This window comes from Boseongicola sp. (assembly GCF_057460485.1).
Map to the genome: position 1 here is coordinate 1 of NZ_JBVCWP010000139.1, position 10,270 is coordinate 10,270.

Below are 10,270 nucleotides of genomic sequence, written 5' to 3' on the forward strand. Positions count from 1 at the left end.
GACTAGTTCGCATTCGTCTGACAGCACCTTTGCGATCATTGTAATCCATCTGAACGATTGTATCGTCGGTAAATGACTATCGGAGGAACGCATAAGGTTGACCATGTGCCCACCGCAGACCCGCGTCTGGAAACAGAGAGCGATTGGCGCACTCACATGAAAGTGCCCATGGAAGCTGGCATGGCGATGGACACGAAAGTTCCATCCCGCGTTGGGAAAACCCCGAGGGCAACGCTTGCAGCCGCATTTTTGCTCGCGAAGATGGGTGACCCAATCGGTGCGCGCGAGCGCCTCGGTTCTCTGGAAAAAAAGCTGGCGGAAGACATCCTAAATGATGGGTCGCTAAAATGTGAAATCTTGCTCGTCGACGCGCACATCAGGGTCTACGAGGATCGTGCACTGACCAAGTCAGATTCAACGCGTTTGTCACAATTGCTTTCAATGCTGCCAGCGGAGGATCGCGTCGGGCAGGCTTTGGCGTTTAATCATCTGTCGACCGCTGCTCTCCATCGAGGAGAATTCGATCGCGCACAGGATCATGCTGAAAACGCAATTAGACTTTACAGGCTGGGCGAGGCTCAATTCGGATCGTTGCACATGCATACGCACCTTGGCCAAATACGGATGATGAGGGGTGATTTGACTGGTGCGATCGCACAATATGATGAGATGGAAACCAGTCTGGATCAGTTGGCGGGCGATCCACAGGGGCTTCGAGCGATATGTCAGGCGCTGAAGTCAGAAGTGTTTTACGAGATGAACGATTTAGGGACTGCGCAATCGCTATTGGATGATGCTCTGGCAAGCATTGAACATGCCGACGCCTGGTTAGATGTTTTGGCAGCGACCTACCGTGTGCGCGCACGTCTTGCATTCGCGCGGGCCGGTCTGCCCGGTGCATTGAGCGAACTCGCTCATGCTGACGCAGCGGCGCGCGCACGGCAGATGCCGCGCTTGGCGCGCTTGATGGCTGTCGAGCGCATTCGGGTCCTGACGCTAAGCGACGAGATCAGTACAGCCAACAAGGAAATGATCACTATCGGGCTGGACCCCAGCAAACTCGATGCGGATCAGCCAGAAAGAGACTGGGGCTTGCGCCACGGCACAACCAATGTCGCAATAGCTCGTTGGTTGGTACGGGCACGTCGTCCTAAACGCGCGCTTGATTTCATCGAGTTGGCGGAGGAGACCGCAATTCGCGGCGGTCAGTTGCTGTCACTGGCAAAGCTGCGCGTGATCCGCACGCAAGCCTTCTGGCAGTTGAATGCCCGCCGCGATGCGACGAATGCACTGGTATCTGCGATCCGCTTGCTAGGTAATCAGCCCTTTCGCCGCTTTATATTGGATGAGGGGCTCGCGCTACAGCCAGCAGTGCAAGCGGTTTTAGATGGGGATCATTTGAGCGTGCCGATTGGCGGGGCACAAAGGCGCCAGCTTTCGGAGATATTGCATTATTGGTCTTCGGGTGCCCACCCGTCGACATTAGGCCATCTAGAAAGCGAGCAAGTCCTTGTAAGTAGACGCTACTTGGAGCTTTTGGCGCAAGGTCATTCAAACAAGGAAATCGGGCGCATAATGGGCGTATCGATCAATACGGTGAAGTACCACCTCAAGCAGATATTTGGCGATTTGCGCGTTAACAATCGGGCGCGCGCGGTTAGTCAGGCGCGTGAGCTCGGAATAATTAGCGACTAACTACCCGAATGGGTAGTCGTGTCACAGGCCGCTCAACCTCAGACTGATATCTATAACTGCTGATCGGATCAGGGGGATTCGTTGTTGAGCTGGGTTCATTTGATCACACCTATCGTAGCCCAAGGTTTTCGAGCCGCTGCTCTGCCTGCGCCCGATGGCTGTAAAGTGACGAACGCTCAAATCCGTCAGGGCCCGGCCTCTATAGAGTCTGCTGTTGATGAGGTTTTGGCTGCACCGGGGGTGATCGACGCGGCGATTATGGCCGAAGCCGACGGCGCACAGGCCATCGTGATTGATTGCATGCTCGATCCTGGCCTCGATGCTGCACGCGAGGCCATATCCATCCCCGTGATTGGGTGCGGAGAAGAAGCAATGCGCGCTGCTGGGGCACCCTTTGCTGTGGTCACAGTTTTACAGCGTCAGGAGCGTGCCTTTGGCGATCTGGCCCGCAAGTACGGGTTCGCGGACCTGATGACCGGTACGATCGGGATAGGTGTTCCTGTGTTGGCGCTTGAAACTGACCGAGCCAATGCTGTCGCGGCCACCATAAAAGGATCAGAGAAAGCGGTCTCAGGTGGCGCTGAAGTTATTATCTTTGGGTGCACCGGGATGCTGGGTTTTGCGGATGAGGTCAGCGCAGCACTCGATGCAATCAAGGTGATCGATCCTCTTCCAAACGCGATCGCTGCAGCCCACATTGCCGCTCAGAGTGGAAAAAAAACCGATAAGATGGTCTACCCCGCCCCGGACGCGAAATCTGTTGTGGGATTTTCAGAGTGGAGTGCGCTGGACGCCTTGATGAGAGGGCGCAGCGATGGCTGATGGAAAAATGTCCCAGCCACGCAGCCTGTCTCAGCACCAATTCAAATGGCTGCTTGTTGTGCCGCTTGTAGCATTTTTTGTGTTATTTTTCGTCATCCCGGTCGGGCTGTTGTTCGCAACATCTTTTAACCCGGCAAAAGTCGGGCAAGTTGTGCTTGTTTCCGACCTTACCTTTGACAACTATATTCGGTTCTTCTCGCGCTCGAACTATTTGATGGCCGCCGGGCGCTCGATCCTATTGGCCAGCATAGTTTCGGTGATCACATTGATCGTCGCGTATCCTATGGCCTTTGTTATAGCCAAAACAGAGAACCCCGCACGCAATACATTCCTTTTGATCTTAGTTTTGGCGTCAATGCAGCTGGATATGGTTATCCGTCTATATGGCATGATGGTGATTTTGGGCGACAACGGGCTGATCAACCAGATCTTGCAGGAGCTCGGTCTAACGGATGGTCCGGTTGCACTGATGTACAACTTCCGCGGTGTGGTTTTTGGTTTGGTACAATTCGCAATACCCTTCATGGTCCTTACATTGGTCGGCGTAATCAAGGGCATTCCCTCCAGTCTCGAAGAAGCCGCGCGCTCGCTTGGCGCATCGCGCAGGCGAGCGTTCATGCGCGTTACTCTTCCGGCATCAATGCCGGGTATTTTGTCGGGGTCGCTTCTGGTTTTTGCACTGTCAATTTCATCCTACATCGTGCCTGCATTGATGGGCGGGTTCCGTGTCGGTGTGCTGCCGATCCATATTTATCAGCAGGTAGCAGAGAGCGCTCGTTTTCAGTTTGGCGCGACGATCGCTGTGATCCTGTTTCTGATTAGCGCAGCAGCCGTTGCAATTTACTTGAGGCTGGGAAATCGGAAATCAGGGGGGCTTGCCTGATGGAACGCGCTATCCCTATCCCAATGCTGATCCTCGCGATCCTTGGCTTTTGCTATCTGTTGTTTCCGATATTGGTTGTGGTCTTGGCCGGGCTTACAACTGGCGAGTTTTTGACCTTTCCCCCCAAAGGTCTTTCCTTGCGATGGGTGATCTCGTTCCTTCAATCTGAGAAATACCTTTCGGCATTCTTCTTTTCCTTCAAGCTTGCTTTGATGACGATGGTTGTTTCGACGATCCTGGGAACGGCGGCGGCTGTATTCCTTGCCCGGTCACGTTTTGTAGGACGCTCAGCGCTGCGTGCTTTCTTTCTGTCGCCAGTGGTCCTCCCGGGTGTGGTGGTTGGATTTGCCCTCTACGCGTTTTTCATTACGAGTGGTTTGGGCATATCACGCACGATCTGGGGTTTGTGGGTCGGTCATATTCTCTACTCAACACCCTACGTAATCGGCACTGTTGGCGCGTCTTTGGCGACATTCGACGTTTCCTTAGAAGAAGCCGCGCGCAGCCTCGGAGCCTCTCCGCTTCGCGCATTTCGCAAGATTACCTTTCCCAACATTGCGCAGGGCATTCAGGCAGGATCAATCTTTGCCTTCATTGTCAGCTTTGGTCAGTTCGAGGTCTCGCTGTTCCTCTCAGCGCCTAATTCCGAACCACTGCCAATCGCGATGTATAATTCTCTGCGCTATAAATTCGAGCCCGATGCTGCCGCGGCTGGCATCTTTGCAATCACTCTTGTCATCGCATCGGTTCTTCTCACGAACCGACTGGTGAACATCCGTCGCCTGTTGGAACGGCAAGACGGGTAATTTCGAAACCAACCTTATGGAGCAATATCAAATGACCAAGAAAGCAACACATAGCAGACGTTCCGTTCTTAAGGGCGGATTGACACTTGGCGCTGCTGCAACCGTGCCAAACATGTTCTACATCAATCACGCTTGGGCCCAGGACGTTGTATATGACGGCGGTGTATTTGACGCAGGCGGCGCAACACTAAACGTCGCAGAATGGGGCGGCGGCTGGGAAGAGTTTGTGCGCAAGGCACTGACCAACCAGTTCGAAGAGGACTTCAATTGCAAAATCAACTGGGACACCTCGTTCCCTTGGTTCCCAAAATTCGTGACCCAGGGAGCTAACGATCCTGTTTATGATGTGGCCAACTGGAACTTGCCCAATCTGATGCAGACGAATGCGGCTGGTGACTTCTTCCTTACAACGGACGAGATCAAGGCCAATGTCCCCAACGCTGCGGACTGCTGGGATTTCGCCTTTGCGAGTGGCGCCGGGGTGACCTGGGCCTATCAGCCTTACGTCTATGCATACCGCACGGACCGGGGTGCTCCGGTAAACAACTTCCGCGATTTCTTTGCCGCGCGCTTCGCTAATAAGCGGGGCACCTACGCGACAGAAAATGGTCTGATGCACGCATTCTTCATGGCGACGGCCAAAGAGTTCGGCAAGGATCAGTACGACATGGAAGCTGCCTTCACGGCGCTTGAAGGCGCTATGCCGATGAAGATAAGCGAATTCACGTTCAATATGCTTTCGCTTTTGGAGCGTGGAGAAGTCGATATAGCGGTGCATATCGAAGGTGAGGCTCTTACGCTCAAGCGCCAGGGCGCTCCAGTCGATGTATGGGAATGGGACAGCAAGCCAATCTTGACCCAAACTAAGACGATCAGTCGCTATGCAGATCCGATGCAAAAGAAACTGGCTCTTGCTTTGCTAAATAGAACTCTGTCGCCAGATTTCCTTGAGCCATTTGGTGAAGAGTTCTTGTGGCGCCCGACGAACAGTAAGGCAGCGATGCCATCTGCGTTAGCCGCGGAAGGTGTGACCAATACTGCAGACGCCGTATCGGCATATTGGGTCCCAGACTGGGATTTCTTTGTTGCCAACAAGGAAGAGATTACGGACCGTTTGAATCAGATTTTCGGACTTTGATCCCTGTTGACCGGGGGCATATTGCCCCCGGTCACCCCAGAAGGAACGCCGATGGCCTACGTAGAATTCAAAGCAATCGCCAAGAGCTTTGGCAATTTCGTTGCCGTCGCAGATCTTGATCTAGAAATTGAACAAGGTGAGTTTTTCTCCCTGCTCGGTCCTTCAGGCTGTGGAAAATCTACGACTCTGCGGATGCTTGCTGGCTTCGTCAAACCCACAAAGGGCCACATCAATGTCCATGGTCGCGATGTTACCGCTCTGCCGCCAGAGGCCCGGGACATTGGGATTGTTTTTCAGAATTACGCGATTTTTCCGCACATGACCGTGTTCGACAATATTGCCTTCGGTTTGGTGGAACGCAAACTTTCCCGCCCCGAGATCAAAAAGAAGGTTGATGCCGCTTTGGCCGAAGTTGGGATGACCGGCTTTGAAGATCGCTATGAGCGCGAGTTGTCTGGTGGACAGAAACAGCGAGTAGCGCTGGCGCGGGTTCTGGTGATCGAGCCTGAGATATTGCTTTTGGATGAGCCGCTATCAGCGCTGGACAAGAAGATGCGGGAGGAGATGAAATTCTGGATCAAGAACATCCAGAAATCCGTCGGCATCACAACGATCTATGTCACCCACGACCAGTCAGAGGCCCTGACGATGTCGGACCGCATCGCGGTCATGGATCAGGGCCGTGTTTTGCAGGTTGGCTCTCCAGTAGAGATTTATGAGCAACCTGCCTCGCGTTTCATCGCCGAATTCATTGGCGAATCCAATCTTTTGAAATGCCAAGTTACAACGCTTGATGGCTCAGCCTGTAGCGTCAACCTTGGGGATGTATCCATCCCCGGACGTTTGTCTTCAAACGCATCAGTTGAGCCTGGCCAGGATGTCGCCCTTTTGGTCCGTCCCGAAATGATCCGGTTGCGCCCGATCGAAGCGAACGAGCCGCCAAAACTGCAAGGAACGGTGTCTGAGACAATCTATCAGGGCTCTGTCGTGCGCTACCGCATTCACGCAGCTGGTCAGGAAATAATGGTCGAAGTTGCCAATCGCCCAGATCTGCCCCGGCTCAATACTGGTGACAATGTCGCGACATATTGGAGCGCGGAAAGCGGCGTGGTGATCCCGTGAAAATAGGGGTGGATGTCGGCGGCACGAATACGGATGCGGTTGTGTTGGGCACAAAAGGTGTCCTTGGCTGGCGCAAAACCCCTACCACAGCGGATGTCTATTCGGGTATCGTTGCAGCCATCAAAACGGCCATCGCGGATGCGGGCATCGACCTCGCAGATGTCGATTGTGTGATGATAGGCACTACCCAGTTTACCAACGCCGTAATCCAGCGCAGGTCGTTGCTGCCGGTTGGAATTATACGCTTGGCGCTTCCCGCAACCTCGGCCATTCCGCCACTGACAGACTGGCCGGATGAATTGGTTCACCAGATCGGGCGCAATGCATATCTGGTGGGCGGTGGCTACGAGTTCGACGGGCGCGAAATCGCGCCGCTGGACGAAAAGGCTGTGGCCGAAGCGGCGCGCGCATTTCGAAAGGAGGGAATTCGGACGGCTGCGATTACTTCGGTATTCTCACCTATGAACGGCAACATGGAACGGCGTGCCGCCGAGATCGTGCAAAACGAAGTTCCGGATGTTGCCGTGTCTCTCTCCTGTGAACTCGGTCAGTTCGGCCTATTGCCTCGCGAGAATTCCACGATCATCAACGCGGCCCTGTCCGAATTATCAAGTCATGTCGTGCATGCGTTTCGCCGCGCATTGCACGAGCTTGGGCTGGATGTCCCGCTGTTCATTAGCCAAAATGATGGCACTCTTATGCGCGCCGATGATGTGCAGCGCTATCCGGTTCTCACCTTCGCCTCGGGTCCTACGAATTCCATGCGTGGCGCGGCCTATCTGGCTGGAATTCAAGATGCGATGGTGGTTGATATTGGCGGCACGACGTCTGATATCGGCATGCTGCGGAACGGCTTTCCACGCCAGTCCACCAACTTCGTCGACGTAGGCGGTGTAAAAACGAACTTCCGCATGCCTGATGTGTTGGCAGTGGGGCTGGGCGGGGGGAGTCTTGTTCGCGAGGATGGACGAAAAGTCGGACCGGACTCCGTTGGATATGAGCTGACAAATAGTGCGCAGTGTTTTGGCGGGGACACACTGACTGCCACTGACATCGCTGTGGCAGGTGGTTGGGCTGACATCGGTGACCGATCGCTCGTACGTGCCAACAAAGCTACGATTGACGCGGCCCGCGCTGCCATGCGCCAGTTACTTGATGTGAATGTTGAGCGTATGAAAACAGAAGCGGCAGATTTACCCCTGTTGGTCGTTGGCGGCGGCGCAATCCTGGTAGATTGGCCAGTTCAGTCAGTCTCGGAGGTGCTAAGGCCGGACTACTCCTCTGTCGCCAACGCTGTCGGCGCAGCGATTGCCCAGGTGTCGGGCGAGGTCGAGCGTGTCGTTACCCTAAACGAAGCAAACCGGAACACCGTGTTGGATGACGCCCGCCAAGAGGCCAAAGACAAAGCAATCAGCGCGGGCGCAACGGATGAGAGCGTGGAAATCATCGAGGTTGAGCAGGTGCCAATCAGCTATTTGCCCGGCAACCCGACGCGTCTTCGCGTTAAAGCCGTCGGTGATCTGCCAATTTAGGAAGTATTATGGAACTGAGGATCGAAGATGTTGACGACTTGTGCACCGGGGCTGCATTTCTCGGTGCCGGTGGGGGAGGGGACCCTTACATCGGTGGGCTGATGGTAAAGCAGGAACTGGCCGCCGGCAGGAAAATTGAAATTCTTGATCCAGATGGGCTGGACGACAGCAAACTGATCATACCCACGGCTATGATGGGCGCACCAACGGTGCTGTTGGAGAAAATCCCATCGGGGGAAGAACCGATCCGGGCTCTTCGTGTCGTTGAAAAAGAACTTGGACGGCGGGCTGACGCGACAATGCCAACTGAAGTTGGCGGTATCAACTCGACAATTCCACTATTTGTTGGCGCGCGGTTGGGTATCCCAGTGGTGGATGCGGATGGTCAAGGGCGTGCCTTTCCTGAATTGCAGATGGAAACCTTTGCCATCGAAGGCGTCGCGGGTTGCCCGTTGGGCATTTCGGACGAAAAAGGCGACACGGCATTGGTCATGACTGACGATAACCATCGTATGGAGTGGATTGCTCGTGGCATCACCATCCGGTTTGGTGGAACCGCCTATTTTGCAAACTACCCTATGAGCGGCGCTGAGGTAAAACGAAGCGCCGTTAAGCATACCTTGACTCTGGCACGGCGTATTGGCGAGATCATTCATAATTCCCGCCATCGCAAAAATGATCCCTTCGAAGAACTCTGCCAATTTATGGGAACGACAAGCTACGCAGTGGCGCGGGTAATTTTTGATGGCAAGATCATCGATGTCGACAGGCGGACCATGGAAGGGTTCACATTGGGCAGCGTCTCGATCGACAATCCAAATGGCCGTTGCACCATTGAGTTTCAGAACGAGAACTTAATTGTCCGCGCTGAAGGCGAAGTCTTGGCCATAGTGCCGGATATTATCTCAATCCTCGATGCGGAAACTGCAGTGCCCATCACAAACGAAACTTTGCGTTACGGGCAGAGGGTTAAAGTCGTCGCAGTGAGGGTGCCGCCCATAATGCGATCTGATGCAGCGCTACGCCAGTTTGGCCCGCAGGCCTTTGGGATGTCGGAAACCTACAGTGCGCTTGAGTGACGGCATGAATGTCGGTTTTCTCCCTCTTTTCCAACTTTCCTGCCCCCTTTAACTCGGCCTCCAAACGTCGCTTGAGAGGGCACTTGGCGCACCAAGGGCGAGCCCGTAAGAACGAGGTGCCAAGCGACCTGGTGCTAGGCTTGGCAATTCACATGACGGGTCAGATACTGGATTTTACTAGCACTTCCTAAATCTGCTAGGTGCCAGTGGTCGATATCCTTCTCACAACAAAATTGCAGGTATAGGAAAGCAAATGACCGTCTATCTAATCCGGCACGGACAATCGGAATTCAATGCTGCTCACAATGATGGTGACCCGGACCAAATGATTTTTGATGCGCCGTTAACGGAAAAAGGGCGCAGACAGGCGGAACAAGCAAGAGTCGCAATCATCGAGCTTGGAATTCAGCAGGTCATAACGTCCCCGTTGACCCGCGCCGTCCAAACAGCCCTTACAATTTTCCAAGGTGTTGCGCCGATAAACGTGCTGGCAGGCCACCGCGAACTTCTAAGTCATAGTTGCGATGTAGGTCGCTCTCCAAGCGCTCTGCAGATGGAATTCCCGAGCCTGTCTTTCGACCATTTGGATGAGATATGGTGGCATCAGGGGCCGACGAACAAGTATGGCGTTCCGGTCGAGCCAAGGGATATTTTCAAACAACGTATAAGAAATTTCGCTCTGGAACTTAACCAGATGGCGGATATTCAATTGGCGGTGGTCGGCCACGGAGACGCCTTTAAAGAACTGGCGGGGGTCTCGATGGAAAATTGCGAAATCTGCGAATACCTCAATTAATTAGCGATACCTGCACCGGTTCGGGGTGGCTCCGTCGGTTCGAAATGTCGGGAGGCGTCGAACCGGGAAGCGCTCTTATCTTAATTAAGTCTGGTAAGCGCAGCTATGGTTGGCTTCGTTAAACTCAGCTGAACGCCACATCATGGCCCATTGCGATCAGTATGGATTTCGCGGTCCACGGTCCGTTGAAAGCGATTGCTGGCTACGCTCGACAATGAGTTCGATGGCATCTGCAAGGTGTTCCTTGTCGATGTGGTGATCGCCACGCTCCACGCGGATCCGGTGGGCCTCGATCATCACGTCTGCATGCCGGCTCCCCTCGGGCGGTTCGAACCGGTAGCTCGCCAATTCGATGCGGAGACCCAGAGGATCGCGGAAATAGATCGAGTCCATGAAA

The 10,270-nt window shown here is 54.2% G+C and carries 9 protein-coding genes and 1 pseudogene; 9 read left to right on the forward strand and 1 reads right to left on the reverse strand.

Going from position 1 to position 10,270, the window contains the following annotated elements; all coding sequences use genetic code 11:
- The first annotated feature begins 105 nt into the window (after window positions 1-105).
- From AC221Y_RS14800 to AC221Y_RS14840, 9 genes are all read left to right on the forward strand, one after another.
- Entirely contained in the window at window positions 106-1,695 is a 1,590-nt protein-coding gene (locus AC221Y_RS14800) for a LuxR C-terminal-related transcriptional regulator (protein ID WP_486707614.1), read from the forward strand.
- An 84-nt stretch (window positions 1,696-1,779) separates the two neighbouring features.
- The gene (locus AC221Y_RS14805) at window positions 1,780-2,517 is read left to right on the forward strand and encodes an aspartate/glutamate racemase family protein (RefSeq protein WP_486707615.1); all 738 of its coding nucleotides are present in this window, start codon (window positions 1,780-1,782) and stop codon (window positions 2,515-2,517) included.
- A complete protein-coding gene (locus tag AC221Y_RS14810; RefSeq protein ID WP_486707616.1) occupies window positions 2,510-3,400 on the forward strand; it encodes an ABC transporter permease in 891 nt (296 codons plus the stop codon). Before AC221Y_RS14805 ends, AC221Y_RS14810 begins: the two co-directional genes overlap by 8 nt.
- On the forward strand, window positions 3,400-4,206 hold the full coding sequence (locus AC221Y_RS14815) for an ABC transporter permease (protein ID WP_299758323.1): 807 nt from the start codon (window positions 3,400-3,402) through the stop codon (window positions 4,204-4,206). The genes AC221Y_RS14810 and AC221Y_RS14815 overlap by 1 nt, the downstream gene beginning before the upstream one ends.
- Window positions 4,207-4,237: 31 nt before the next feature.
- Window positions 4,238-5,344: a type 2 periplasmic-binding domain-containing protein gene (locus tag AC221Y_RS14820; RefSeq protein ID WP_299758325.1), complete on the forward strand. Its 1,107-nt coding sequence runs from the start codon at window positions 4,238-4,240 to the stop codon at window positions 5,342-5,344.
- 51 nt (window positions 5,345-5,395) lie between these two features.
- Window positions 5,396-6,466 (forward strand): ABC transporter ATP-binding protein, encoded by a 1,071-nt coding sequence (locus tag AC221Y_RS14825; RefSeq protein ID WP_299758327.1) that lies wholly within the window; start codon window positions 5,396-5,398, stop codon window positions 6,464-6,466.
- On the forward strand, window positions 6,463-7,998 hold the full coding sequence (locus AC221Y_RS14830) for a hydantoinase/oxoprolinase N-terminal domain-containing protein (RefSeq protein ID WP_486707617.1): 1,536 nt from the start codon (window positions 6,463-6,465) through the stop codon (window positions 7,996-7,998). Before AC221Y_RS14825 ends, AC221Y_RS14830 begins: the two co-directional genes overlap by 4 nt.
- Before the next feature lie 8 nt (window positions 7,999-8,006).
- The gene (locus AC221Y_RS14835; protein ID WP_299758332.1) at window positions 8,007-9,077 is read left to right on the forward strand and encodes an S-methyl thiohydantoin desulfurase family protein; all 1,071 of its coding nucleotides are present in this window, start codon (window positions 8,007-8,009) and stop codon (window positions 9,075-9,077) included.
- A gap of 253 nt (window positions 9,078-9,330) precedes the next feature.
- Entirely contained in the window at window positions 9,331-9,873 is a 543-nt protein-coding gene (locus tag AC221Y_RS14840; protein WP_299758335.1) for a histidine phosphatase family protein, read from the forward strand.
- 156 nt (window positions 9,874-10,029) lie between these two features.
- On the opposite strand, the pseudogene AC221Y_RS14845 reads toward AC221Y_RS14840, so the two are convergent.
- Window positions 10,030-10,270: pseudogene (locus AC221Y_RS14845) on the reverse strand (VOC family protein); the annotation flags it as partial.

What these genes read in the sequence shown, in the direction of transcription:
- AC221Y_RS14810 (WP_486707616.1), top strand. Translation starts at nt 2,510, where the DNA reads ATGGCTGATGGAAAAATGTCCCAGCCACGCAGCCTGTCTCAGCACCAA.
- AC221Y_RS14815 (WP_299758323.1), top strand. Translation starts at nt 3,400, where the DNA reads ATGGAACGCGCTATCCCTATCCCAATGCTGATCCTCGCGATCCTTGGC.
- AC221Y_RS14820 (WP_299758325.1), top strand. Translation starts at nt 4,238, where the DNA reads ATGACCAAGAAAGCAACACATAGCAGACGTTCCGTTCTTAAGGGCGGA.
- AC221Y_RS14825 (WP_299758327.1), top strand. Translation starts at nt 5,396, where the DNA reads ATGGCCTACGTAGAATTCAAAGCAATCGCCAAGAGCTTTGGCAATTTC.
- AC221Y_RS14835 (WP_299758332.1), top strand. Translation starts at nt 8,007, where the DNA reads ATGGAACTGAGGATCGAAGATGTTGACGACTTGTGCACCGGGGCTGCA.
- AC221Y_RS14840 (WP_299758335.1), top strand. Translation starts at nt 9,331, where the DNA reads ATGACCGTCTATCTAATCCGGCACGGACAATCGGAATTCAATGCTGCT.